Consider the following 25950-nt stretch of genomic DNA (forward strand, 5'->3'; position numbering starts at 1 on the left):
CCCTGTGTTACCGCGTTTTAATGACTAAGCGGTTACTTTGTTTCACTTCTTCCATGACGACATAGGTCCGCGTATCGTTCACGCCCGGCAGACGTAGCAGGGTTTCGCCCAGCAATTTGCGATAAGCCGACATATCAGGCACACGGGTTTTCAGCAGATAGTCAAAATCGCCTGAAACAAGATGACACTCTTGAGTTTCCTCAAGTTTTTGGACGGCGGCGTTAAATTGCTCAAACACATCCGGCGCACCACGATTCAGAGTAATCTCAACAAATACCAGCAGTGAAGCGTCCAGATAGTGCGGATTCAGCTGCGCGGTATAGCCAAGGATGAATCCCTGGCGCTCGAGGCGACGAACACGCTCAAGACAAGGTGTTGGGGATAAGCCCACACTCTTAGAAAGATCGACGTTAGAAATTCGACCATTCTTTTGCAGTTCGTTAAGGATGTTGCGGTCGATCCTGTCCAGATCTTTACCAGGTCGTTTTTTATTGTCTACCATTATTATTGTCTCTCTAAATGCCTTCCCTTTACTTGCCATACCCTGGCGCATTCGATGTGCAGGGTTGTTCTAAGTGAAGTCAGGAGCCTGCTGCGCTTCTCACAAAGCGCCCATCCGTATGACGCATGTTGTCTGTCCACACCATGCGTCATGACCAATGACAGACTGAGTTTTATTCGGCTGGCGTGCCAAAACAGAGAATGAAAATCTGTTTTGCCAGCCTAAATCCCCTCTGCTTCCTACACTGTTTTCGCAAAAGCGCAGCCGATTGTCAAAGCAAAACAACTAAAACCAGTACAACATGCCAGAAGTATCGCTGCGTGACTGTTTTTAAATGGATATTTTCAGCAGGTTGCACTATCAGAACCCCTCCTTTGCCCCAAAATGGCGCACAACTCCCCAGCATGGTTCACGGGGTTCATTGGTCAAACCTTTTGCAGTCATCGTTAACAAAATCGCAGAATGCTTTTGTTGCCGCGTTAAATTCCCTACAATCGAAAAATGTTTGCCAGACAAATAATGAGGGTCTCATGAGCACGGCCAAACACAGTAAATTACTTATCCTGGGCTCAGGCCCGGCTGGCTATACCGCTGCCGTCTATGCAGCGCGTGCCAATTTGAATCCAGTGTTGATCACCGGTCTGGAAAAAGGCGGTCAGTTGACCACCACCACTGAAGTGGAAAACTGGCCGGGCGATGCGAACGATCTGACCGGTCCGGCGTTGATGGAACGTATGCAGGAGCATGCCGAGAAATTTAACACCGAGATTATTTTCGACCATATTCACACGGTCGATCTTCAGACTCGCCCATTCAGGTTGATTGGCGACAGCGCGGAATATACTGCTGATGCCTTGATCATCGCCACCGGCGCTTCTGCCCGCTATCTGGGCCTGCCCTCTGAAGACGCCTTCAAAGGGCGTGGTGTTTCTGCCTGTGCAACCTGCGATGGGTTCTTCTACCGTAACCAGAAAGTGGCCGTGATCGGCGGCGGTAATACGGCCGTTGAAGAAGCGCTTTATCTGGCGAATATCGCCGCTGAAGTGCATTTGATCCACCGCCGTGACAGCTTCCGCGCCGAAAAGATCCTTATCGACCGACTGATGGAGAAAGTGCGCAACGGCAATATCGTCCTGCACACTAATCAGACGCTGGACGAAGTGATGGGCGATCAGATGGGTGTTAGCAGCCTGCGCCTGCGCTCTGCGCTGGACGATCAGCAGACTGAAGAGCTGACTGTCGCTGGCCTGTTTGTGGCTATCGGTCACAGCCCGAACACGGGCATTTTCAAAGATCAGCTCGAACTGGAAAATGGCTATATCAAAGTCCAGTCTGGCCTGCAGGGCAACGCCACTCAGACCAGTATCCCTGGCGTGTTCGCCGCAGGTGATGTGATGGACCATATCTACCGTCAGGCCATTACCTCTGCCGGCACCGGCTGTATGGCCGCGCTGGATGCAGAACGCTACCTGGATGGATTGGTTAAAAACTCTCAGTAAGTTGTTAACACTCTGCATCAATCTTGCCAAAGGCGACCTCAACAGGTCGCCTTTTTGCTTTCCACATTGTAACATTGCCAGCCAATTCCCCCTGTGTTTAGCAGGGATGTTTTCTCCTCTTTCGTTTAACGCTCAGCTGGAAAAGCATGAACAAAACACGGCAGCAACAGTTACTCCGTTGGTTAAAAAGCCAGACCGGGCACGGTAAACGCTGGTTACGGCTCTCTCTGATCCTTGGCATGCTTAGCGCCCTGCTGATTGTCTGCCAGGCGTGGTTGCTGGCCTCGTTGCTACAAGCCCTGATTGTTGATCACACGCCGAGAGAAGCCCTGCTCTCACAATTTGTCTCTCTGTTCACCTGTTTTGCGCTGCGAGGCGTGCTGGCGTGGCTACGCGAAAAAGTCGGGTTCGAATGCGGCAAGGCCATCAGAACCACGCTTCGTCGTACCGTGCTAAACCAGCTCAGCGCACTGGGGCCAGCCTGGATTCAGGGCAAACCGGCAGGCAGTTGGGCCACGCTGCTGCTTGAACAGATTGAGGATATGCAGGATTACTACTCCCGCTATCTGCCGCAGATGCTGCTGTCCGTTTTTATTCCGTTCTTTATTCTTATCGCCCTCTTCCCGGTTAACTGGGCAGCTGCACTGATCCTGATGTGTACCGCGCCATTGATACCGCTGTTTATGGCGTTGGTAGGAATGGGCGCAGCTGATGCCAATCGCCGTAATTTTAAGGCGCTGGCCAGGCTCAGCGGCCACTTCCTCGATCGTTTACGCGGGCTGGAAACCCTGCGCCTGTTCCATCGCGCAGAGGCAGAAACTGAAAGTATTCGCCATGCATCGGAAGATTTCCGTCAGCGAACCATGGAAGTCCTGCGCTTAGCTTTCCTCTCTTCCGCAGTACTGGAGTTTTTCGCCTCGCTTTCCATCGCGGTTGTGGCGGTCTATTTCGGCTTCTCTTACCTGGGCGAACTCAACTTTGGTCATTATGGTTCCGGCGTCACGCTGTTTGCCGGTTTCCTTGCGTTGATCCTCGCACCAGAGTTCTTCCAGCCACTGCGGGATTTAGGCGCGTTTTATCATGCCAAAGCTCAGGCCGTAGGCGGCGCAGACTCGCTGGAAACGTTTCTGAATCAGAGTGAAACCCTGACCTCTGCTCAAGGCGAAAAGGTCATTGATACGCAGAATGGCCTGACCTTCCAGGCAGAAGAGCTGCAGATCCTCTCACCTGATGGCAAAGTGCTGGCAGGCCCCTTGAGCTTCACTCTCCTTCCCGGCATGCGCATTGCGCTGGTAGGGCAAAGCGGCGCTGGTAAAACCTCCCTGCTCAACGTGCTGCTGGGGTTTCTTCCCTATCAGGGCTCACTGCGCGTTAACGGCACGGAACTGCGGGAAATTTCGCCTGAGTTCTGGCAACAGCAACTCGCCTGGGTTGGGCAGAACCCTCATCTGCCTGCGACCACTGTGCGGCAGAATATTGCTCTGTCAGGCTCAGTTGACCCGGTCAAACTTGAGCAAGTCTGTGAGCAGGCAGGCGTCAAAGAGTTCCTGTCACAGCTTCCTGACGGGGTGGACAGTCAAATTGGTGAGCACGCTTCATCACTTTCTGTAGGTCAGGCCCAGCGTGTTGCGGTTGCCAGAGCGCTGTATAAACCCTGCCATTTTCTGTTGCTTGATGAGCCGGGTTCCAGCCTCGACAGCCACAGCGAGCAGCGGGTGAATGAAGCCTTGCTGGCGGCTTCCTACCTTCAGACCACGCTGCTGATCACCCACCAGCTGGATCAACTGGGCCGTTGGGATGAAATCTGGCTGATGCGTAACGGGAAAATTCTCCAGCAAGGCGATCACGCTGAGCTTCTGCGCTCGCCGGGTGCCTTTGCCGAACTTGCCGCTCAGCGTCAGGAGACCGTGGAATGAAAATTTTAATGCCTTTTCTGGCCCTTTACCGTCGTCACATTTGGCGGCTTTCGCTTGGTGTGGTGCTGGCCATCATTACGCTGCTGGCGAGTATTGGTCTGTTAACACTTTCAGGCTGGTTCCTCGCGGCTTCCTCCGTGGCGGGCTTTGCCGGGTTATACAGTTTTAACTACATGCTGCCTGCTGCTGGCGTGCGCGGCGCGGCGATAACCCGCACGGCTGCACGCTATTTTGAGCGACTGTTCAGCCACGACGGCACCTTCAGAGTGCTCCAACATCTGCGGGTGTTTACCTTCAGCAAATTGTTACCGCTCTCCCCCGCCGGACTAAGTGGTTACCGTAAAGGGGATTTGCTGAACAGGCTGGTAGCCGATGTTGATACGCTCGACCATCTTTATTTGCGCGTGATCTCACCTTTGTTTGGCGCTCTGGTTGTGATCCTTACCGTGACCGTTGGCCTGAGCTGGCTGGACTGGCATCTGGCGATGATTTTGGGCGGGCTGATGCTGATGACGCTGTTGCTGCTGCCTCCGCTGTTCTATCGCGCCGGAAAGCCTGCTGGCATCGCCCTGACGTCACTTCGTGGTCAATACCGTAGCCAATTGACTGACTGGTTACAGGCTCAGGCGGAGCTGGCGCTCTATGGTGCGGCTCAGCTTTTCCGCAACAATCTGGACGACACTGAAACGCGCTGGATGGCAGCACAGAAAAGTCAGGCAAGCCTGATGGGCATCTCCCAGGGGTTACTCATCCTGATCACCGGGTTTACCGTGGTGCTGATTTTATGGCTTAGCGCCGGCGGCGTAGGAATGGAGACCCAGCCAGGTGCGTTCATTGCCCTGTTCGTCTTTTGTGCTCTGGCAGCCTTTGAAGCCCTTGCTCCGGTTAGTGGTGCGTTCCTGCATCTGGGTCAGGTAATGGCTTCGGCTACTCGCGTTTCTGAAGTCATCAATCAGCAACCTGCGGTCCGCTTTGCGACTAACCAGCGGCAATCCACAGAAGGCGTATCTCTTAGCGTGAAGGATCTCAGCTTCAGCTATGGCGACAATTCTCCGGCACTGGACTCTTTTTCTCTGGACGTTGCAAAGGGTGAACATGTTGCGCTGCTAGGCAGAACCGGCTGTGGAAAATCCACCTTGCTTCAGCTGTTGACCCGCGCCTGGGATGCTAAGAGCGGAACGCTACTTCTCAACGGTCAGCCCATCTCACAGTGGGACGAAGCCTCCCTGCGCGCCTCCACCAGCGTGGTCACTCAACGCGTTCACCTGTTCAGCAACACGCTGCGGGAGAATCTGCTGTTGGCCGCCCCTGAAAGCAGCGATGAGCAATTAGTCGCGATCCTTCAGCAGGTCGGCCTTAGCGCGTTGCTGGATGACGATCAGGCACTGAATGCCTGGCTGGGTGAAGGTGGACGCCAGCTCTCTGGCGGCGAGTTAAGAAGGCTTGGACTTGCACGCGCGTTGCTGCACGGCGGTGATTTACTGCTGCTGGATGAACCCACAGAAGGCCTTGATGCCGAAACCGAGAAGCAAATTCTGGCGTTGCTGCATAAAGTAGCCGAAAACAAAACGATGATTATGGTCACTCACCGTCTTCAGGGGCTGCAGCACTTCAACAAAATTTGCATTATGGACAGTGGCAGGATCATCGAGCAGGGAAATCATGTCGAATTAATCTCAAAACACGGTCGCTACTGGTATTTTCACCAGCGGTTTGCGCTATAGTCATAGCCTCTCGTGCCGCTGAGGCTGTAAACATGCGCCTGATCCAACTCTCAAGGGAGTCACTCAATTTTCCGCCGCCGGAAATGGCGCTGCGCGAACCCAATGGCCTGCTGGCAATGGGTGGCGATCTCAGCCCTGCGCGTCTGCTAAGCGCTTATCATCGGGGTATTTTCCCCTGGTTCTCGCCGGGCGACCCTATTCTCTGGTGGTCGCCAGATCCGCGTGCGGTGCTTTATCCAGAACGGTTCCACCTGAGCCGCAGCATGAAACGCTTTCATCAGCAGTCGCCCTACCGTGTGACGCTCAACCAGAATTTTTATGATGTTATCGAAGGCTGCGCCAGCGATCGTGAAGAAGGAACCTGGATAACCAATGAAGTCCGCCGCGCCTGGCTGAAGCTGTTTGAGGCAGGCCATGCGCAGTCGATTGAAGTCTGGCATGAAAACGTGCTGGTTGGCGGGATGTACGGACTGGCATTGGGGCAGATTTTTTGTGGCGAATCGATGTTCAGCCGACGGGAAAATGCCTCAAAAACCGCTTTACTCGTTTTCAGCCGCTATTTCCAACAACAGGGCGGAAAAGTGATAGACTGCCAGGTTATTAACCCGCACACCGCCTCGCTTGGCGCAGAAGAGATCGGCCGTGCGGATTACCTGCATCAGGTCAACTCTCTGGCAGATCAACCGCTTTCAAATGACTGCTGGCAGCCGCAGACCCTTTTTTAGTGCTATTAATCGATGTTTTCCACGCAAGAGTGGATAACAGTGATATAATATGCGCGTTTGGTATGTCGTCCGCCCTTCGCCTCCTGTTACTGGCGAGCCGGGATTGGCCTGGCTGGGAATATTAACGCACCTTGTCTTTCGGTTGGCATTGCGCACAGGAGCGAATGCGAGACCCATTTTTAGCCCGCTTATTCCCCCACGCTGACGTCATACACTGCACTTTTTGAAACGTGAGCTCCACTGCGCAAAACGCGTAACAGTGGGGTTGATGCTGGTGAAATCACCAACAATTCTTTACATAATACTTGAAATTCGGCATTATCTTGCCGGTTCAAAACTAAGGTTGTAACACCTAGAGGATTCGATGGCCAAAGAAGACAATATTGAAATGCAGGGTACCGTACTGGATACGTTACCTAACACCATGTTCCGCGTTGAGTTAGAAAATGGACACGTGGTTACCGCTCACATCTCCGGTAAAATGCGCAAAAACTATATCCGCATCCTGACGGGCGACAAAGTCACTGTAGAGCTGACCCCGTACGACCTGAGCAAAGGCCGCATTGTCTTCCGTAGTCGCTAATTAGCATTCAGCCGTGCTGCCGCCCGTAGCCGCAGCACCCATAAAAAAAGGCCGGATATTTTATCCGGCCTTTTTTCTGTCTGTCAGACAGCTTAGTGTTCTGATCCTACCGTTTTACGCTTCTCAGCGCTGACGAAGTCATAGGTCAGCTGGTTTTTCTCTTTATCGAGAGCCACCGACACCGAGCCGCCATCCACCAGTGAACCGAACAGCAGTTCGTTCGCCAGCGGTTTCTTCAGGCATTCCTGCACGGTACGAGCCATTGGGCGTGCGCCCATCGCTTTGTCATACCCTTTCGCTGCCAGCCAGTCTCGGGCTTCATCGCTGACTTCCAGCGACACGCCTTTCGCATCCAGCTGCGCCTGCAGTTCGACAATAAACTTGTCGACAACCTGATGAATAACCTCGGTATCGAGGTGTTTGAACCAGATAATATTGTCCAGACGGTTACGGAATTCTGGCGTAAAGATCTTCTTGATCTCTTCCATCGCATCGGTGCTGTTATCCTGATGGATCAGGCCGATCGACTTACGTTCAGTTTCCCGTACGCCGGCGTTGGTGGTCATCACCACTACCACGTTACGGAAATCGGCTTTACGGCCGTTGTTATCAGTCAGCATGCCGTTATCCATCACCTGCAGCAGCAGGTTAAAGACATCCGGGTGTGCCTTCTCAATTTCATCAAGCAGTACGACGGCATGTGGATGCTTAATAACCGCATCCGTCAGCAGGCCGCCCTGATCGAAGCCAACGTAGCCCGGAGGCGCACCAATCAAACGGCTGACGGTGTGACGCTCCATGTATTCCGACATATCGAAACGCAGCAGCTCAATGCCCAACGCTTTCGCCAGCTGCACAGTCACTTCTGTTTTACCTACGCCCGTTGGGCCGGCAAACAGGAAGGAACCGACAGGTTTACGATCCTGACCCAATCCGGCGCGGCTCATTTTGATCGCTTCGGTTAAGGCCTCAATCGCATCATCCTGGCCAAAGACCAGCATTTTCAGGCGATCGCTCAGCGTTTTCAGCGTGTCACGGTCAGTGGCAGAAACACTCTTCTCTGGAATACGCGCGATGCGGGCAACCACAGATTCGATATCCGACACGTTAACCGTTTTCTTACGCTTGCTGGCCGGCATCAGACGTGCGCGAGCGCCCGCCTCATCAATCACGTCAATCGCCTTGTCAGGCAGATGACGGTCGTTGATGTACTTAACCGCCAGCTCGACGGCTGCTCTGACCGCTTTCGCGGTGTAGCGCACATCGTGGTGAGCTTCGTATTTCGGTTTCAGACCATTGATGATCTGCACGGTCTCGTCGACAGAAGGTTCGGTAATGTCGATCTTCTGGAAACGGCGAGCCAGCGCACGGTCTTTTTCAAAGATGTTGCTGAACTCCTGATAGGTTGTGGAACCCATCACGCGGATCTTCCCGCTGGAGAGCAGCGGCTTAATCAGGTTAGCGGCATCCACCTGGCCGCCAGAAGCCGCACCGGCACCGATGATGGTATGGATTTCATCGATAAACAGAATGCTACTGGTGTCCTGCTCAAGCTGTTTTAACAGCGCTTTGAAACGTTTTTCAAAATCACCACGGTATTTGGTGCCTGCCAGCAGTGAGCCGATATCCAGCGAATAAATCGTGGCATCTTTCATCACTTCCGGCACGTCACCCTGCACAATGCGCCAGGCCAGGCCTTCCGCAATGGCCGTTTTCCCTACGCCAGACTCACCCACCAGTAGCGGGTTGTTTTTACGACGACGGCAAAGTACCTGAACCGTACGCTCCAGTTCTTTATCGCGCCCGATCAGTGGGTCAATCCCACCTACGCGAGCAAGCTGATTAAGATTGGTGGTGAAGTTTTCCATACGATCCTCCCCGCCTGCTTGCTCTTCGTTGACCGGGTTTTCCGCACCTGACGCCGGACCCGGTTCATCTTTACGAGTCCCGTGGGAAATGAAGTTAACCACATCAAGGCGGCTCACTTCGTGCTTACGCAGCAGATAAGCGGCTTGCGACTCCTGTTCGCTGAAAATAGCGACCAGAACGTTAGCACCAGCAACTTCGCTACGACCGGATGACTGCACGTGGAATACGGCGCGCTGTAATACGCGTTGGAAACTGAGCGTCGGCTGAGTGTCGCGCTCTTCTTCGCTGACCGGCAAGACCGGGGTGGTTTGTTCGATGAAGGCTTCGAGTTCCTGCCGGAGCGCCACAATATCGACCGTGCAGGCTTCTAACGCCTCTCGGGCCGATGGGTTACTGAGCAATGCCAGCAATAAATGCTCGACGGTCATAAACTCATGACGGTGCTCGCGCGCTCTGGCGAAAGCCATATTTAAACTGAGTTCCAGTTCTTGATTGAGCATAGGCACCTCCCCCAATAGATTGCCTTATTCAGGCTTTTTCCAGCGTACACAGCAACGGATGCTCGTTCTCCCTGGCGTACTTATTTACATGAGCGACTTTGGTTTCTGCCACTTCGGCAGTAAAGACTCCGCAGATCGCCTTTCCCTGGTAATGGACCGCAAGCATCAGTTGCGTTGCACGTTCAGTATCATAAGAAAAGAACTTTTGCAGCACGTCAATAACAAATTCCATAGGTGTATAATCGTCATTGTTCAGAATAACTTTATACATCGAAGGTGGCTTAAGCCCTTCACGGAGCTTGTCATCTGCAAGGTGTTCAAAGTTAAGCCAATCGTTAGTGTTTGCCATACGTACCCAATCTCAACACGTTACTTACTCAGGTCAGACTAGCATTATTAAGGGTAAGTTTAACACGCCCAGAATGCTGGCCGACGCCGGTGATTTTTTGCATCAAACTGCTGCTACGCGACCTCCATCACAAAATTCGCAATAGCGTTAACTGCTTCAAATTTTGACGATTTCGTCCCCGTTTGAACGCCCCATTTGCTTGACGCTCAATGCCAATTCTCTACAGTACAGGCATAAGCTGAATGCGATTTACCCAGCTTAGAGGCTTTAAGCCTCGCCACCTCACTCATTCGAATGTCTTGCGAGGGAAGTAGAAGCATGGAGACGGGTACTGTTAAATGGTTCAATAATGCCAAAGGCTTCGGCTTTATCTGTCCAGTCAGTGGCGGCGAGGATATCTTCGCGCACTACTCGACCATCAAGATGGATGGATACAGAACGCTGAAAGCCGGGCAGCAAGTCCAGTTTGATGTGCATGAGGGACCGAAGGGCAATCATGCCAGCCTCATTGTCCCAGTGGAAACGGCAATGGCAGTCAGTGCCTGACCTTTCCTTACCTCATTCTGAACAACCCTACAGTAAAATGCCAGCCATGCACGCTGGCATTTTTATGAGCGACTTCTGGCAATACCTTTAAGATTGGGCTGCTCCCGCCCTTTTCAAGGGAACGATTTCAGAATTCATCCCCTTTCCCTCTTGCCAGCCATTGCACCGTGGCAAACATCTCTCTCAGAACAGGTGGCACCGAGGCTACACCACGTTCGGCGGCTTCCGTTGCCACAGCTATCGCCAGATCAGGTTTCGACGAATGCTGAATCGCTTTGCTGATAATCCGCCGCACAGACATCGGCACGTTCGCTGGCAGGTGAGCACTACGATGATAAACTTCTGAAAATCCCTGCTTATACAGGAAATGCTCCATATCCAGTGCGGGTAACTCGGTCAGGTGGTGATGTTCATGCTGGCGATGCTCGTGCAGTTGGCTTCTGGCCGTTGCTGCATACTTCTTCCCTGCGGGATCGCCATCGGTCAGCACATGCCAGGCGATTCCCATTCTTTGGGCAAATTTTAGCAGCGGACGCAGACCAGACTGGGCGAACTCAATCACTTTGATCCCTTCAGCGGCAAAATGAAATCCGCACTGTTGCGCCAGTTCGTTCATCACCCAAACCTCTGTCTCCCCTTCCACCAGCAGCCAGCAGCGGGCAAAAAGTGAAGAAGGCCGGTTAAAACGGATATGAAAAGCGATCCGGCGGCTCTCCTCGGCGTTCATACCTGAAGGGCCAAGTCGCCAGGCAACCACTTTGCGGTCTTCTCGTACCAAACGACAAACCGCTTCTACGGGAACTTGTGACAGCAGATCGCCGGAATTGGTGGTGGTAATTTTTTGCAGCGGCAGCAGCGCAAGCAAACCCCAGGCCACCGCCAGCATGATCGGGTGCAGTCGTGTTTCCGGGTCTTCAATCAGCAGCAGAGGACGGGCAAGGGGATCGAGCTGATAAGCACCTTTCGCCTGCACCAGCAGCGAAAACATCCGCAGCAGGATCAACTGCCGGCTACGATTATCCGCTTCAGCCACCACATGCTTCAGGCTATCCAACGCGCGCCATCCCTGGCGAGTGTGGCGCTGTTGCGGCGTCATTCTGCCTCGCGGAAGCGAATCCGTTGCCGGTTGCAGAGCAAAATAGTGCTCCAAAAGCTGCTGCAGCGTCAGCAAGCCCTGTTTTATCGCCTCATCAGTAAGGCTCTCAGGACGCGAAACCAGATTGCGAGTCAGCGTATCAATTTGCCCGGCAAGTGAGCCCAGCGACTCTCCTGACGTGCTGTCAGCCGCTGATTGACGTAGCCGACGAGTAAAGCGGGCATCGCGCAGGCGCAATACAGGATGGAAGCGAATTAATTGCGCGACCAAAGCATTCACCTCGGCTTCCGACAGATTTTCAGCCTGTCCGGTGACAAACTGGCGCCTGGTCACCACGCTACGGTCGGGCTTCAACTCGGCTTCCACTCTGTAAATCAAATGCCTGAGGTTATCGTTGCCGTCCTGCCAGACAGGAGAGAAAATCGCCAACTGCGTGGCTCTCAGGGCTTCGCCTGTCTCACTTTCCTGGAAGGTAAACTGGACAGACAACTGTTGCTGCCGTTCCTCCTGTTCACCCGGCGGATAATAGAAATCCTGCTCGGAAAATTGATAGTGAGGCTCCTCAGGGGACAGCAGCAGCGTCAGCGCATCAAGCAGGCTGGACTTGCCCCAGGCATTTTCACCAATGAGCACGTTTCCCCGCTCAAGAGGCAGCGAGAGATGGCTGATGCCACGGAAACCAGTGAGGGTTATATGCGCAAGGATCATCTTCTTTTCCCTTTGTTTTTATTGAGAATGGTTGCCATAACGCCACGGGTCAAGGTGCAGGCTGGAACTTTGCTTTACTCTCTAAAGAATTTTCGCTAGCTTGACGCGACAAATTCTCCCAAGGACGACCTGCCCCATGTATTCAGGCTTGCTGATCATTCTTCTGCCTTTGATCCTCGGCTACATTCTGCCGACCAAAAACGTTTCCTTGCTGCGACTGGTGAACAAGCTTCTCAGCTGGATGGTCTACGTCATCCTGTTTTTTATGGGGATCAGTCTGGCCTTCCTGGACGACCTGAGCAGCAACCTGGTCTCTATTTTCCATTACTGCGCGGTAAGTGCGGTCTGCATCCTGATCTGTAATTTGCTGGCATTGCGGTTGTTAGAGTCTCGCCGTCCGTGGACGCACACGCACCGCCAGGAAGCCCTTCCTTCCCGTCTGCATATGGCGCTGGAATCGTTGAAGTTGTGCGGTGTGGTGGTGGTTGGATTTCTGCTGGGTTTGAGTCACTGGGCGCCACTGAAGTTTGCCTCACTGGCCAGTGAATACGCGTTGCTGTTCTTGCTGTTCCTGGTGGGATTACAGCTGCGCGGGAGCGGGATGACGCTGCGTCAAATCATCCTGAATCGCCGTGGCCTGATGGTAGCGATGGTGGTGTTCCTAAGCGCCATGGTCGGAGGCGTGCTGACGGCATTAGCGCTTGGCCTGCCGCTAAAAACAGGAATGGCGATGGCCTCTGGCTTCGGCTGGTACTCGCTGTCCGGCATTCTGATGACGGAATCCTTTGGCCCTGTCATCGGTAGCGCCGCCTTCTTTAACGATCTGTTGCGCGAACTGCTGGCGATCATGCTGATCCCGGCGCTGATCTCCCGCCACCGCTCCAGCGCCCTCGGGCTTTGTGGCGCAACCTCGATGGATTTCACCCTGCCAGTGCTGCAACGCAGCGGCGGAACGGAGATTGTGCCAGCCGCTATTGTTCATGGTTTTCTCCTCAGCCTGTTCGCGCCGATCCTGATCGCTTTGTTCTCCTCCTGAGCCTCCTGACTCTCTGGCAGCCTGCGGGCTGCCGTAAACCGCACGTTTGACCACCGCCCTTTCCCTGACAACCTCCCGGCTTCGTCTATGCTTTAGTCTGACTAATTTGAGATAAGCCAAACGGAGAAAGGCATGAAACAGACCGTAGCCGCCCTGGTGGCGAAAACGTTAGAAAGCGCCGGGGTAAAACGTATCTGGGGAGTCACCGGTGACTCCCTGAACGGGCTGAGTGACAGCCTGAACAAAATGGGCACCATCGAATGGATGCCTACCCGCCATGAAGAAGTCGCCGCTTTTGCTGCCGGTGCCGAAGCGCAAATCAGCGGTGAACTGGCTGTCTGTGCGGGCTCCTGTGGTCCCGGTAACCTGCATCTGATCAACGGTTTATTCGACTGTCATCGCAACCGCGTCCCGGTGTTAGCGATTGCCGCACACATCCCTTCCAGTGAAATAGGCAGTGGCTATTTCCAGGAAACCCATCCGCAGGAACTGTTCCGCGAATGCAGCCACTACTGCGAACTGGTCTCCAACCCGGAGCAATTGCCGCAGGTGCTGGGCATTGCGATGCGTAAAGCCATTCTCAATCGTGGCGTTTCTGTGGTGGTGCTGCCTGGTGATGTCGCCCTGAAACTGGCGCCTGAAGGTGCAACGGCGAACTGGTATCCTCCTCAGTTGCCTGTGGTGCAGCCTCAAGCCAGCGAGATGGCCAAACTGGCAGAATTACTTAACGACTCACGTAACATTACCCTGATGTGCGGCAGTGGTTGTGCTGGCGCGCACGCGGAGGTGGTGAAGCTTGCAGAGACGCTGAAAGCGCCAATTGTGCACGCTCTGCGCGGCAAAGAGCACGTGGAATACGACAATCCTTATGACGTCGGCATGACCGGGCTAATCGGCTTCTCGTCCGGCTTCCACGCGATGATGAACGCAGAGACGTTAGTGCTGCTTGGCACGCAGTTCCCTTACCGGGCGTTCTATCCTGCCGAGGCGAAAATCATTCAGATTGATATCAATCCAGGCAGCATTGGTTCGCACAGTCACGTTGATATGGCGTTGATTGGCGACATCAAAACGACCCTGACAGCGCTGTTGCCTCAGCTGGACGTGAAGACGGATCGCGACTTCCTGGACAAAGCGCTGGAGCACTACGTCGATGCCCGCAAAGAGCTGGATAATCTGGCCACCGCCAATGATAAACAGGCCATCCATCCCCAATATGTGGCCCAACAGTTAAGTCACTTTGCTGATGAAGATGCCATTTTCACCTGCGACGTGGGAACGCCGACAGTCTGGGCAGCCCGTTACCTGAAGATGAACGGCAAACGCCGGCTGATTGGCTCTTTCAATCATGGATCGATGGCGAATGCCATGCCGCAGGCCCTGGGTGCTCAGTCGCTCGATAAGCAGCGCCAGGTGATTGCCCTGTGTGGCGATGGCGGCTTCAGCATGCTGATGGGAGATTTCCTCTCGGTTGCTCAACTGAAACTGCCGGTGAAGCTGGTGATTTTCAACAACAGTGTGCTGGGCTTTGTGGCGATGGAAATGAAAGCGGGCGGTTACCTGACTGACGGCACCGATCTGGAAAATCCGAATTTTGCGGACATTGCCACCGCCTGTGGCGTGAAGGGGATCCGGGTGGAGCGAGCTTCCGATCTCGATGCAGCGCTTCAGGAAGCACTGGCTCATGACGGCCCGGTGCTGGTTGACGTGGTGACCGCCAAAGATGAACTGGCGATGCCGCCACAAATCAAGCTGGAGCAGGCGAAAGGCTTCAGTCTGTATATGCTCAGAGCGGTGATCAATGGGCGTGGCGATGAAGTGGTTGAACTGGCAAAAACCAACTGGCTGCGGTAAAACATTGACAGGTCTTTTTTTACGGACGCTACGGCGTCCGTTTTCATTAGAGGAGCTCAGGTGTGATTGATTTACGCAGTGATACGGTGACTCGCCCCAGCCAGGCGATGCTTTCCGCGATGATGACCGCAGAAACCGGGGATGATGTTTACGGCGATGACCCCACGGTCAATGCACTTGAAGCTAAAGCCAGCCAGTTAACCGGCAAAGAGGCCGCCCTCTTTTTACCGACCGGCACTCAGGCTAACCTGATTGCGCTGCTGTGCCATTGTCAGCGCGGGGAAGAGTACATTGTGGGTCAGCTGGCCCATAACTATAAGTACGAAGCTGGCGGCGCTGCCGTGTTAGGGAGCATTCAGCCGCAACCTATTCTGGCCGCCTCTGACGGCACGCTGCCGCTGGATGTGGTGGCTCAGTTTATCAAGCCTGACGATTTCCACTTTGCCGTCACCAAACTGCTGAGCCTCGAGAACACCCACAACGGCAAAGTCCTGCCGATGTCCTATCTGAAAGACGCCTGGGAATTTACCCGCCAGCATAAACTTGCTCTGCATGTCGACGGCGCGCGTCTTTTCAATGCCAGCGTGGAACTCGGTGTAGAGCTGGAAGCGCTAACCCGTTATTGCGACACGCTGACCCTCTGCCTGTCAAAAGGACTGGGAACGCCGGTAGGTTCACTGTTGTGCGGCAGCGCTGAGTACATTCAACGTGCCCGTCGCTGGCGTAAAATGACCGGCGGCGCAATGCGTCAGTCCGGCATTCTGGCGGCGGCGGGATTATATGCGCTGGAGCACAATGTCGCCCGTCTGAAAGACGACCACGACAATGCGGCCTGGCTGGCAGAGCAGTTAAAATCGATTGGCGTGGAGGTTTCCCGTCAGGACACCAATATGGTGTTTGTGCGGCTGCCAGAAGCGCAGATTACGCCGCTGAAAGTCTGGATGAAGCAGCAGGATATCCTGATCAGCACCGGTGCCGTAACGCGTCTGGTAACGCATCTGGATATCGATCGTCACGCGCTGGAAACCCTCGTCGCTCAGTGGAAGGCGTTCCTCGCTGCTTAACAGCCCAGAGCCAAACCCCTCCCTTGAGGTTTGGCTTTTTCTCCTCGAAGCCCCTTAACCTGCACCGTACTTCTCAAGCAAAGCCCTCACCGTAGCTTCCGTTTCCGCATCAGGCAGACCCAGATAGTTTGCAGAGCGGAAATGCATCTGAAAAGCCGCAATCACATTGCGCTGTTCGGCTGGGGTCATCTCTGGACTGGCCTGATAGCCATAAAGGGAGAGTAGCGTCAGCAAATGGGGCTGACTTACCAGCTCTTCAGGCGGTCTGCCTGCCAGATAAAAACGCACTCGTCCGGCATCCGGCCATGCGCCAACCCCTTGCTCTGCCAGCCATTTCCAGGGAAATAGCGGCCCCGGATCTACTTTACGCTGCGGGGCAATATCACTGTGCCCAACCACATCCTGTGGCCGGATGGCATATCGTCGCACGATGTCCTTTGTCAGCGGCAGCAGCGCCGCAATCTGTGGCTGAGAAAAGGGAAACCAAATCCGTCCACCGGACGTCTGCTTGTAACCCTGATTCTCGAGTTCGATACCGACAGAAGTGTCATTCAACCTTGACGCTCCCCGCCAGAAGCTGGGACCCGCATGCCAGGCAAGCTCAGTTTCCGGCACCAGACGGAACACCACCGGCTGATGCTCTCTTTTACGCGGTTTAGCCGGGATCAGGTAATGCGCACTCACATCGAGATCGGTCAGGGTAGCCAGCGAGCTGGGGAAGTCTCCCGCGGTGTAGTGGATCACCAGCACTTTAATGCGCGGACGCGCGCCATAAGCAGGATGGCTGGTATCAACGGTATAACCCGGATGAGGCTCATACTCTGATGAACCGCAGGCACTTAGCAGCAGCGTAGCCACTGCCAATATCAACAGCCTCATCACTGACTGATTTTAACTGCGGTGCCGCTTACGCTGACCATCAACATGCTGCTGTCTTTGCCCACCGTTTCATAATCGATATCAATCCCTACCACGGCATTGGCGCCCAGCGCTTTGGCCTGTTCTTCCAACTCGGCAAAGGCAATCTGCCGGGCTTTCCGCAACTCTTTCTCATAGGCACCTGAACGGCCACCGACGATATCGCGGATACCGGCAAAGAAATCGCGGAAAATATTAGCCCCTAAAATGGCTTCGCCGGTGACCACGCCGCAATAATCAGTGATGCGGTGACCTTCAAGCGTAGGGGTAGTTGAAAATTTCATTAAAAGCTCTCCATTTGCTGTTCTTTCCGAGTGTAGCCCTTCTGGTTAAGCAGAGCGGCTATACTCTATGCTAAAAACCGTCATCCAGAAACAATAAGGAAATCAAGATGAAATACCAAGCGATTGCTGCACTGGCTCCAATGGCGCTGCTCCTGAGTGCCTGTACCACGGTACAACCCGCGTATAAGGACATCGGTACACGTATGGGGCCTTGCGTAGATGGCGGCCCGGATTCTGTGGCTCAGCAGTTTTATGATTTACGCCTGAAAGAGCCTACTCAGGGTATGCCGACAGCGCAACAGTTAGCCAAATATCGCCCTTATTTGAGCGATAAACTGTACAACACGCTGCTGAAAGCCAACAGCGAGACCAACCGGGATCCTGAATTAAACCAGGGTGATATCTTCTCAAGTTTGGCGGTTGGACCCACGTCTGCCACCGTGGCGGATTCCTCGACCATTCCGAATACCGATGCACGTAACATTCCATTGCGCGTCACGCTGAGCCGTGATGGCAGCAAGCCGGTGCAATGGCAGGATGAAGTGCTGATGGTACGTGAAGGGACGTGCTGGGCAGTCGATGATGTGCGCTACAACAGCCCGAACCCGCATCTGAAGGGCGGCTCTCTCAGCCAGTTGCTGCTGAAGTAAGCACTTATTTTCGTGCCATCGCCTGATGGCACGATCTCTCTCGCAGTTCTGATCTCTTCTTACTCAAACTCCCTTACAGCACGCGATCTTGTGCTAGCCTTTTAGTTTACAGCAGGCATAAAGGTATTTTCACGCACGATGATTGCATAAGTATGCCGTCAACGTTAAGATTCGCAGCATCAATTGCTATTCACTTTTTGCGCATGAGTATTCAACTAAACGGTATTAACTGCTTTTACGGTGCCCATCAGGCACTGTTCGACATTCAACTGGCGTGCCCTGAGGGCGAAACGCTGGTTCTGCTGGGTCCAAGCGGTGCCGGTAAGAGCTCTCTGCTGCGCGTTCTCAATTTGCTTGAGATGCCGCGTTCCGGCACGTTGAGCATTGCAGGCCATCAAATAGACTTCAGTAAAACCCCGTCAGACGCGGCCATCCGCGAGCTGCGACAGAACGTGGGTATGGTCTTTCAGCAGTACAATCTTTGGCCGCACCTGACGGTGATGCAGAACCTGATCGAAGCGCCCTGCCGTGTGCTGGGGCTCAGCAAAGATCAGGCACATGCCCGCGCCGGGAAATTACTCGATCGCCTGCGTCTGACCAAATTTGCCGATCGTTTTCCTCTGCACCTTTCCGGTGGACAACAGCAGCGCGTGGCGATCGCCAGAGCGCTGATGATGGAGCCTGCGGTGCTGCTGTTTGATGAACCGACAGCCGCGCTGGACCCGGAGATTACCGCTCAGATCGTCTCGATTATTCAGGAACTCGCTCAGACCAACATCACTCAGGTTATCGTGACTCACGAAGTGGAAGTGGCGCGTAAAACTGCCAGCCGCGTGGTGTATATGGAGAACGGGTACGTGGTCGAACAGGGCGATGCCAGCCGCTTTAAACAGCCGCAAACCGACGCGTTTGCCAATTATCTATCGCATTAATGCAGGGTATAATGATGAAAAAAGTCGTACTTGCCGCACTGTTAGCGGGTTTAAGCCTGAGCGCGAGCGCCGCGCAGACCATCCGATTTGCTACCGAAGCCTCTTATCCTCCGTTTGAATTTGTCGATTCCGAAAACAAAATTCAGGGATTTGATGTCGATCTGGCGAACGCACTGTGCCGTGAAATGAACGCCACCTGTACCTTCACCAACCAGGCTTTCGACAGCCTGATCCCAAGCCTGAAGTTCCGTCGTTTTGACGCGGTGATGGCCGGAATGGACATTACCCCAGAACGTGAAAAACAGGTTTTGTTCTCCAAAGCTTACTATGACAACTCTGCGCTGTTTATTGCTCAGAAAGGCAAAGTCGCCTCTCTTGATGCGCTGAAAGGCAAACGTGTTGGCGTGCAGAACGGCACCACCCACCAGAAATACCTGATGGAAAAAATGACCGGCGTAAATGCGGTTCCTTACGACAGCTATCAGAACGCGATTCTGGACCTGAAAAATGGCCGCATCGATGCGGTATTCGGTGACACTGCCGTGGTAAACGAATGGCTGAAGCAGAATGCAAATCTGGCTCCGGTTGGCGAGAAAGTGACGGATAAAGCCTACTTCGGTACCGGTCTGGGCATCGCTGTGCGTCAGGGTAATGCGGAATTGCAGGGCCAGTTCAACACCGCACTGGATAAAGTGAAGGCTGATGGCACCTACAAAACCATCTACAGCAAATGGTTCCAGCAGTAATTTCTGAATGAATGAACTCTATCCTTTAGCAAGCGCCGCCGGCATGACCGTCGGCCTTGCCGTTTCTGCACTGGTCGTTGGGCTGATTCTGGCGATGATTTTCGCTGCCTGGGAATCGGCCCGCTGGCGTCCGGTCGCGTGGCTGGGCACCGGCCTGGTCACGCTGTTTCGTGGTCTGCCTGAGATCCTGGTAGTGCTGTTTGTCTATTTTGGCGCCTCGCAGCTGCTGCTGACCTTGTCCGATGGTTTTACCATCAATCTGGGCCTCTTCAGCTTCCCGGTGCAGGTCAATATCCAGAACTTCGACGTCAGCCCGTTTCTCTGCGGGGTGATCGCCCTGTCGATCCTTTACGCCTCATACGCTTCTCAGACCTTGCGCGGTGCGCTTAAAGCGGTCCCGGTTGGGCAGTGGGAGTCAGGACAGGCGCTCGGGATGAAAACCCCGGCGATCTTCTTCCGTCTGATCCTGCCGCAGATGTGGCGTCATGCTCTACCAGGCCTGGGTAATCAGTGGCTGGTGCTGCTGAAAGATACCGCGTTGGTGTCGTTAATCAGCGTGAACGACATTATGCTGCAGACCAAAAGCATTGCGGCGCGAACTCAGGAGCCGTTCACCTGGTATCTGATGGCGGCAGCCATTTATCTGGTCATTACCTTGTTAAGCCAGCAAGTGCTGAAGCGTATTGATGCCCGTGCGACCCGTTTTGAGCAGGGGAATACCTGATGTTGAGCTATTTACCCGAACTGCTGAAAGGCTTGCACACCAGCCTGACGCTGACCGTGGCTTCACTGATCCTGGCGCTGGTCTTTGCGCTGATCTTTACGGTTATTTTAGCGCTAAAAGTGCCGGTCTTACGGCTGATCGTCAGGGGTTATATCACCCTGTTCACCGGAACTCCGCTGCTGGTGCAGATCTTCCTGATCTATTACGGCCCCGGCCAGTTCCCGTCGATTCAGGCCATTCCCTGGTTGTGGCATTTACTTTCACAGCCCTGGCTCTGCGCACTACTGGCTTTGTCATTGAACAGCGCGGCCTATACCACTCAGCTTTTCTATGGTGCGATGCGCGCGATCCCTAAAGGTCAGTGGGAGTCTTGCGCAGCGCTGGGCATGAACCGCAAAGAAACGCTGCGGATCTTACTGCCTTATGCCTTCAAGCGCGCCCTCTCCTCTTACTCCAATGAAGTGGTGCTGGTATTCAAAAGTACGTCACTGGCTTACACCATAACGCTGATGGAAGTGATGGGGCACGGTCAGCTGCTGTATGGTCGCACGTATGATGTCTCCGTGTTTGCGGCAGCAGGACTGATTTATCTCTGCGTAAACGGTTTACTGACCTTAATGATGCGGATGATCGAACGCCGCGCGTTGGCCTTTGAACGTAGAAACTGATCAATACCGGTGCTGGTCACCGGTATCCTTCAGAAATAGCCCTTCTTTAGCGGTTAATCAATGGATAGCCCAGGCATCACCCGCTGCATACTAGCCAGGTAATGTGACCGCAAGGACGGTACGTGATGCTTAAGTTTGTTTTTGCCCTACTGTTATCCTCGATTTGTGCCTGTACTCAGGCAGCGGACCCCCTGCGTTTCGCTTCTACAGCGAACAATCCCCCTTTTGAGTTTCTTAACGCCGAAAACCAGCTGGTGGGATTTGATATCGATCTGGCTAAAGCGTTGTGCGACCGGATGCAAAAGCAATGCATATTCACCAACAACATCTTCGAACGTCTGCTTCCGTCGTTAAAATTCCGGCGTTATGATGCCATTATCTCGGGGCTTGATATCACCGATGAAAGGAAGAAAACGGTCGAGTTTACCCAGGCTTATTTCAAGAATTCCGGCACGCTGATCACCGGTAAAGGTCTGTACAGCAATATCGAGCAACTGAAAGGGAAACGGATTGGGATTGGGGCGGAAACCACTCAACAGGCCTATTTAACGACCGCCTGGCCAGAGATTATTGGCGTGACTTACGACAACTACCAGAATGCCTTATTGGATATTCGCAATGGCAGGCTCGATGGGATATTTGGCGACACGCTGGCAATACAGGAGCTGCTGAAAACCAACCCACAGCTGGTGAAAGTCGGTGAGGCTATCACTGACAGCCGCTTTTTCGGTTCAGGATTGGGGATTGCGGTGCGCAAAGGCAATACTGAGCTGCGCGACAACCTGAATGCTGCCCTGCAAAGCCTGAAGGATGACGGCACGCTGGAAAAACTCCGCTATCGCTGGTTTGGCGAGGCTTCTTAGCTCCTGCGCTTGAACAGCGTCAGCACTACGCTGTGGGCGGGGAGTATAGCGTTGTGCGTTTAGCGTTGCCGAAAAAAATCCCGGCTGCTGGCCGGCATAAACAGCAGCAGAATAATCAGCAGATCGGGTAGCTTCTGTGAGATCAGCAGGTGAATGATTTGCAGGTTGTTTTCGCCACTGATGCTGAACAGTTCAGGATAGATCCAGCCCATGGAAGCGCAAAACATATACAGCAGCACGCTAATTTGAGAAACCACAAAGCCCCAGCGCCCCCAGTTTTTACCCCGCATCACGGCTACTGCGCAGCGCAGTTCAAAAAAGAAGATCAGCTGGCTGGCGATAAAAATCAACGTGGAGTTCCAGGCCTGAGCGCTGCGATAGACAAAGCTCATGACTTCAGCCAGACCTAAATCATGCAGCTGCAACGCCACGCCAAGAAAGCGAGTGGCAATAACAGCAATGCCAGCCACCAGCACCGCAACCGGAACTGAAGATGGTGATTTCAGGACTGCTTTACCTTCTCTGAACACCTCTGACATAGCCCTCTCCTGACGACCTGTTGTTACGCCCCAAAAGAGTGCATCCGCGCTGTATTGGGGGTCAGCCGACTTTTTGCCTGATCACAACCTGAAGTAGGTTGAATAATAATTAAACGCCCGGCTGACAAAATCTTTTTTTATCACACCTTCAGACAGAATGATGGCGGCTAATACTGTTTATCGGCAGCAGTTTTGCTTAATTCAGCCACTCTGGCACGAACTCTGCAATTTATCACTGCCTGACAGACAACAGGTTATTTTTAGCGCAATTTTCGAAAGAGTTCCACTGAGGAGGCCTTTTTTGCTGCGTTATTAGCATTTTTCTATTTTTGGGAGGAGTAGCCTTGATGAAGGAAGACAAAAACAGTTCACCAGCCAGAGTCGCTGTAGGCATTGGTGCTTATCTGGCTTTGGTAGTGGCGATATTATTTTTCTCCGGCTTGTTCTATAAAGTTGAGGGGATGAAGTGGCTTGGCGCGTTTGATTTCACCACGCTGGGCGGCAAGTTCGGCACGCTAAAAGAGGGGTCATCCAGTACATTTGTGGGTGAAGGTGGCTTAGGGGCCAAAGCCGGTTTCTTATTTGCCCTGTCGCTGGTCCCCACCGTGATGCTGGCGCTGGGTCTGTTGGAAATATTTACCCATTATGGCGCCATTCGCGCTGCGCATAAATTACTCACCCCTCTGCTGAAACCCATATTAGGCCTGCCTGGGCGATCTGGCCTTGCGCTGATTACCGATCTGCAAAGTACCGATGCTGGTGCAGCATTAACCAAAGAGCTGCATGATGAGCAGCAAATCACTAAAAAAGACGTGGTTATTATGGCTGCCTGGCAATATTCCGGCGCCGGACTAATCAATAACTATTTTGCTATTGGTTCTGCGTTGTTTGTTTCACTGTCTGTTCCGGTATTGATCCCGCTGGTAGTGATGTTCGTTCTTAAATTTGTCGGTGCGGCATTTGTCCGTCTGATATTGAATACCGTCTACAAGCGAGATTTCCAGCATGCAGAATAAACCGCAGACTCTGACCACTAACAACCCGTTCGATATTTTCGTGGTGGGTGCCCGCAAAGGCTTCCACATCGCCATTCACAATTTACTGCCCAACGTGGTGATGGCTTATGTGATTGCAGAGGTGCTAAATTTACTCGGGATCATGGGATTTATTGGCAAAGTGTTTGCACCCGTGATGGGGCTTTTTGGCCTGCCTGGTGAAGCCATTACCGTGCTGCTTACCGCATGGCTTTCCTCCTCTGCCGGTACTGGCGTGGCTGTAAGCCTGCTGGCTAAAGGGGTGCTGACAGGCGCAGATATCACTATTCTGACCCCGGCCATTTTCCTGATGGGCGCACAGTTACAATATATGGGCCGTCTGCTGGGAGTGTCTGACGTTCCAAAGAAGTACTGGCCACTGCTGATGGTGACCAGCATCCTGAATGCGGTCATCTCAATGTTGGTGATGCGAGTGGTTGCCTGATAACTGAAATATGGAGTGTTTAACGTGTTAAAAGTTTTAGAACATTACGCTTATCTGCATGAGATCCCTGAACTGGGTTTCCAGGAATTCAAAACCTCGGCTTACATCAGCCAACAGTTGAAGGCTGCCGGCTATGCGGTGCAGGATAATTTCAATGACACTACGGGCATCGTAGCGGTGCTGGACAGCGGCGTACCGGGGCCAACCCTGGCCCTGCGAGCGGACATGGATGCGCTGGGCCACATCATCAATGGTGAAGCCTGCGCACGCCACACCTGTGGTCATGATGGCCACTCGTCGGTGGTGTTAACGGCAGCACAGGAACTGATCGCGGAAGGAGCAGTGAAAAAAGGCCGTCTGAAACTGATCTTCCAGCCTGCGGAAGAATTAGGTACCGGTGCATTAGCGATGATTGCAGGCGGAGCCATTGATGATGTCGATATGATTCTGGGCTTCCATCTGCGCCCGGCAGAAGAGTGTGCGGTAGGCACTGCGATCCCTGCCGTTTATTATTCAGCCTGTGTCACTCTGGAAGCGACCATCCACGGCCAAACTGCACACGGTGCGCGCCCTCATCTCGGGATTAATGCACTGGATGCCGGAGCCAGCGCAGTCCAGGCCGTCAATGCTGTTCACATGGCACCAGGTAAGAGCTGGAGCGCAAAAGCCACCCGCTTCCTGTGTGATGCTGGCGTAACCAACTCGATTCCGGACGAAGCGCGAGTGGTTTTCGATCTTCGCGCAGCAGAAAACGAAGATATGACTGTGTTGCAGGCCAAAGTAGAAAAAGCCATCCAACACAGTGTCGCGGGTTATGGGGCAACGGCCGATATCGTGGTAATGAAATCAATGCCAGCGGCAGAGATTGATGACGAGATGACCACGCTGATTTCGGAGTCAATCAAAGAGGTATTAGGCGTAGAGGCATTGATGCCTGTTCGTTCCACGCCAGGCAGCGAAGACTTCTTCCACTACGCCGTGCAACGTCCGCAGGTCAAGTCAGGCTTCTGGGGATTAGGGACAGGTTTAGTGCCAGGTCTGCATCACCCGGATATGCATTTCGACCTGAACTCGCTACCAGTAGGGATAAAAGTATTCAAAACCTGCGTGCAGAAGGTGCTGGGATAAGGGACGCTTATTGGGATGGATGCTCTGGATCGTTAGTTGTCTGAAGGGTCTGGTGCAAGGTCAGGGAGAGCTTGTGTCTGTAGTGTCGAAAGTTGTCTGGACAGTCAGGTGGCTGGTCAGGGACAACTTGTCTCTATAGTGCCGAATTCTGTCTGGACAGTCAGGTGGCAGCTCAGGGAATGTTTGTCGTTGTGACCCTGCAAGTTTTCTGAAGGTTCTGGTGACAGGTCAGGGAGAGAAGGTTGAATACAAAGACGCCGTGAATCCTCCCTGGAGGCTTAGCTGCGACGTCCATGTCGCAGATACTTTGCTTATCAACCTTCTCTCCCTTCCCGTCAGCTTCAATGTTGCCTGTTCAAATGGGGCCACACACTTCAAAATCCACTGATTCAAACCATTTAAACCAGTCAAACCATCCAAATCAATCAAACCTTCAACTCACTCCAGCCACTTAAACTCTCCCCACTCTTTAAAAATGAGCGCGGGCATCTGCCAGGTAAAACGACACTGGCAGGTTGAGTTGGGAATTGAAGAGTGGGTGTTGAATTGTGTGTCCACGAATCCCTTCAACGACACGGAAGCTAATGGGTGGCGGCATAGAGCGCGTTAGCCGAGTGTATGCAGCAGGGATGCTGCATCCAAGCCTACATGGACGTATTCACGGCGTCTCGGATAACGCGCTCTATGCTGACGCCGTACCACCGCAGCCGTCCTGGTCGTTACAGCCTTAGCAACGCGCTCTATGCTGACACTGTACCACCGCAGCCGTCTTGGACGTTGCAGCCTTAGTTACGCGCTCTATGCTGACGCCGTACCACCGCAGCCGTCCTGGACGTTGCAGCCTTAGCAACGCGCTCTATGCCGACGCCGAACCACCGCAGCCGGTTTTTAACTTAACCCTCAAATACCCCAAAAATCAGCCATGCCCTTTGAAACGTCCTAGCAGCTTATAGCGCGAACCGGGATACAATAGCTTGGCGTACGTGACGATCCTGGCATCACTCCAGGTTTGACGGCGGATCAACAGGCAGGGCTCGTTGGACTCAAT

The 25950-nt window shown here is 53.5% G+C and carries 26 protein-coding genes; 18 read left to right on the forward strand and 8 right to left on the reverse strand.

Annotated features, from left to right (window positions below):
* Positions 1-7: 7 nt before the first annotated feature.
* Positions 8-502: a leucine-responsive transcriptional regulator Lrp gene (lrp, locus tag WCC56_RS17890; protein ID WP_013201514.1), complete on the reverse strand. Its 495-nt coding sequence runs from the start codon at positions 500-502 to the stop codon at positions 8-10.
* A gap of 530 nt (positions 503-1032) precedes the next feature.
* On the opposite strand from lrp, the gene trxB reads away from it, so the two are divergent.
* The 5 genes from trxB to infA all read left to right on the forward strand — a co-directional run bounded on the left by trxB (position 1033) and on the right by infA (position 6949).
* The gene (trxB, locus tag WCC56_RS17895; RefSeq protein ID WP_424693673.1) at positions 1033-2001 is read left to right on the forward strand and encodes a thioredoxin-disulfide reductase; all 969 of its coding nucleotides are present in this window, start codon (positions 1033-1035) and stop codon (positions 1999-2001) included.
* Between the two features lie 146 nt (positions 2002-2147).
* Positions 2148-3917 (forward strand): heme ABC transporter permease/ATP-binding protein CydD, encoded by a 1770-nt coding sequence (gene cydD / locus WCC56_RS17900; protein WP_424693674.1) that lies wholly within the window; start codon positions 2148-2150, stop codon positions 3915-3917.
* Positions 3914-5641, forward strand: coding sequence for a heme ABC transporter ATP-binding protein/permease CydC (gene cydC, locus WCC56_RS17905; RefSeq protein ID WP_424693675.1), 1728 nt, complete (start codon positions 3914-3916; stop codon positions 5639-5641). The genes cydD and cydC overlap by 4 nt, the downstream gene beginning before the upstream one ends.
* A 32-nt stretch (positions 5642-5673) precedes the next feature.
* A complete protein-coding gene (gene aat / locus WCC56_RS17910) occupies positions 5674-6366 on the forward strand; it encodes a leucyl/phenylalanyl-tRNA--protein transferase (protein ID WP_424693676.1) in 693 nt (230 codons plus the stop codon).
* A 364-nt stretch (positions 6367-6730) separates the two neighbouring features.
* Positions 6731-6949: a translation initiation factor IF-1 gene (gene infA / locus WCC56_RS17915; protein ID WP_002211347.1), complete on the forward strand. Its 219-nt coding sequence runs from the start codon at positions 6731-6733 to the stop codon at positions 6947-6949.
* A 92-nt stretch (positions 6950-7041) separates the two neighbouring features.
* Here infA and clpA read toward each other — a convergent pair whose 3' ends face one another.
* Both clpA and clpS read right to left on the reverse strand, forming a co-directional pair.
* On the reverse strand, positions 7042-9318 hold the full coding sequence (gene clpA, locus WCC56_RS17920; RefSeq protein ID WP_424693677.1) for an ATP-dependent Clp protease ATP-binding subunit ClpA: 2277 nt from the start codon (positions 9316-9318) through the stop codon (positions 7042-7044).
* A gap of 28 nt (positions 9319-9346) precedes the next feature.
* Complete coding sequence (clpS, locus tag WCC56_RS17925) at positions 9347-9667, reverse strand: ATP-dependent Clp protease adapter ClpS (RefSeq protein ID WP_424693678.1); 321 nt, start codon at positions 9665-9667, stop codon at positions 9347-9349.
* Positions 9668-9985: 318 nt separating this feature from the next.
* On the opposite strand from clpS, the gene cspD reads away from it, so the two are divergent.
* Positions 9986-10213, forward strand: a complete 228-nt coding sequence (cspD, locus tag WCC56_RS17930; RefSeq protein WP_424693679.1) for a cold shock-like protein CspD — start codon at positions 9986-9988, stop codon at positions 10211-10213.
* 127 nt (positions 10214-10340) lie between these two features.
* Here the strand turns inward: cspD and WCC56_RS17935 are convergent, their stop codons facing one another.
* Positions 10341-12017: a DUF2813 domain-containing protein gene (locus tag WCC56_RS17935; RefSeq protein WP_424693680.1), complete on the reverse strand. Its 1677-nt coding sequence runs from the start codon at positions 12015-12017 to the stop codon at positions 10341-10343.
* A 136-nt stretch (positions 12018-12153) separates the two neighbouring features.
* Between WCC56_RS17935 and WCC56_RS17940 the strand changes: the two genes are divergently transcribed.
* From WCC56_RS17940 to ltaE, 3 genes are all read left to right on the forward strand, one after another.
* Complete coding sequence (locus tag WCC56_RS17940; RefSeq protein WP_424693681.1) at positions 12154-13053, forward strand: lysine exporter LysO family protein; 900 nt, start codon at positions 12154-12156, stop codon at positions 13051-13053.
* A 132-nt stretch (positions 13054-13185) separates the two neighbouring features.
* Entirely contained in the window at positions 13186-14907 is a 1722-nt protein-coding gene (poxB, locus tag WCC56_RS17945) for a ubiquinone-dependent pyruvate dehydrogenase (RefSeq protein ID WP_424693682.1), read from the forward strand.
* 62 nt (positions 14908-14969) lie between these two features.
* Positions 14970-15971: a low-specificity L-threonine aldolase gene (gene ltaE, locus WCC56_RS17950; protein WP_424693683.1), complete on the forward strand. Its 1002-nt coding sequence runs from the start codon at positions 14970-14972 to the stop codon at positions 15969-15971.
* A gap of 54 nt (positions 15972-16025) precedes the next feature.
* Here ltaE and WCC56_RS17955 read toward each other — a convergent pair whose 3' ends face one another.
* Positions 16026-16853, reverse strand: a complete 828-nt coding sequence (locus tag WCC56_RS17955) for an N-acetylmuramoyl-L-alanine amidase (protein WP_424693684.1) — start codon at positions 16851-16853, stop codon at positions 16026-16028.
* A complete protein-coding gene (locus WCC56_RS17960; protein ID WP_424693685.1) occupies positions 16850-17173 on the reverse strand; it encodes a heavy metal-binding domain-containing protein in 324 nt (107 codons plus the stop codon). The genes WCC56_RS17955 and WCC56_RS17960 overlap by 4 nt, the downstream gene beginning before the upstream one ends.
* Before the next feature lie 107 nt (positions 17174-17280).
* Here WCC56_RS17960 and WCC56_RS17965 point away from each other — a divergent pair, with 107 nt between their 5' ends.
* The 6 genes from WCC56_RS17965 (at position 17281) to WCC56_RS17990 (ending at position 21756) form a co-directional block, all read left to right on the forward strand.
* Positions 17281-17823 carry a lipoprotein gene (locus tag WCC56_RS17965; protein WP_424693686.1) on the forward strand — a complete coding sequence of 181 codons (543 nt, stop codon included), beginning with the start codon at positions 17281-17283 and terminating at the stop codon, positions 17821-17823.
* Positions 17824-18026: 203 nt separating this feature from the next.
* Positions 18027-18755, forward strand: coding sequence for an arginine ABC transporter ATP-binding protein ArtP (gene artP / locus WCC56_RS17970; protein WP_424693687.1), 729 nt, complete (start codon positions 18027-18029; stop codon positions 18753-18755).
* A 14-nt stretch (positions 18756-18769) separates the two neighbouring features.
* On the forward strand, positions 18770-19501 hold the full coding sequence (gene artJ, locus WCC56_RS17975) for an arginine ABC transporter substrate-binding protein (protein WP_424693688.1): 732 nt from the start codon (positions 18770-18772) through the stop codon (positions 19499-19501).
* 7 nt (positions 19502-19508) lie between these two features.
* The gene (gene artQ, locus WCC56_RS17980) at positions 19509-20225 is read left to right on the forward strand and encodes an arginine ABC transporter permease ArtQ (protein WP_424693689.1); all 717 of its coding nucleotides are present in this window, start codon (positions 19509-19511) and stop codon (positions 20223-20225) included.
* Entirely contained in the window at positions 20225-20893 is a 669-nt protein-coding gene (gene artM, locus WCC56_RS17985) for an arginine ABC transporter permease ArtM (RefSeq protein WP_424693690.1), read from the forward strand. The genes artQ and artM overlap by 1 nt, the downstream gene beginning before the upstream one ends.
* Before the next feature lie 125 nt (positions 20894-21018).
* Entirely contained in the window at positions 21019-21756 is a 738-nt protein-coding gene (locus WCC56_RS17990) for a transporter substrate-binding domain-containing protein (RefSeq protein WP_424693691.1), read from the forward strand.
* 59 nt (positions 21757-21815) lie between these two features.
* Here WCC56_RS17990 and WCC56_RS17995 read toward each other — a convergent pair whose 3' ends face one another.
* On the reverse strand, positions 21816-22295 hold the full coding sequence (locus tag WCC56_RS17995; protein WP_424693692.1) for a YbjO family protein: 480 nt from the start codon (positions 22293-22295) through the stop codon (positions 21816-21818).
* A gap of 347 nt (positions 22296-22642) precedes the next feature.
* Here WCC56_RS17995 and WCC56_RS18000 point away from each other — a divergent pair, with 347 nt between their 5' ends.
* From WCC56_RS18000 to WCC56_RS18010, 3 genes are read left to right on the forward strand one after another with little or no spacing between them, the layout of a single operon-like run.
* A complete protein-coding gene (locus WCC56_RS18000) occupies positions 22643-23311 on the forward strand; it encodes a nucleoside recognition domain-containing protein (protein ID WP_424693693.1) in 669 nt (222 codons plus the stop codon).
* Positions 23301-23774, forward strand: coding sequence for a YjiG family protein (locus WCC56_RS18005; protein ID WP_424693694.1), 474 nt, complete (start codon positions 23301-23303; stop codon positions 23772-23774). Before WCC56_RS18000 ends, WCC56_RS18005 begins: the two co-directional genes overlap by 11 nt.
* Before the next feature lie 24 nt (positions 23775-23798).
* Positions 23799-24902, forward strand: coding sequence for a M20 peptidase aminoacylase family protein (locus WCC56_RS18010; RefSeq protein ID WP_424693695.1), 1104 nt, complete (start codon positions 23799-23801; stop codon positions 24900-24902).
* 916 nt (positions 24903-25818) lie between these two features.
* Here the strand turns inward: WCC56_RS18010 and WCC56_RS18015 are convergent.
* Positions 25819-25950, reverse strand: a 132-nt coding sequence (locus WCC56_RS18015) for a UTRA domain-containing protein (RefSeq protein WP_424693698.1), incomplete at its 5' end; no start/stop codon positions are given.

This window comes from Erwinia sp. (genome assembly GCF_049696395.1).
GTDB lineage: Bacteria > Pseudomonadota > Gammaproteobacteria > Enterobacterales > Enterobacteriaceae > Erwinia.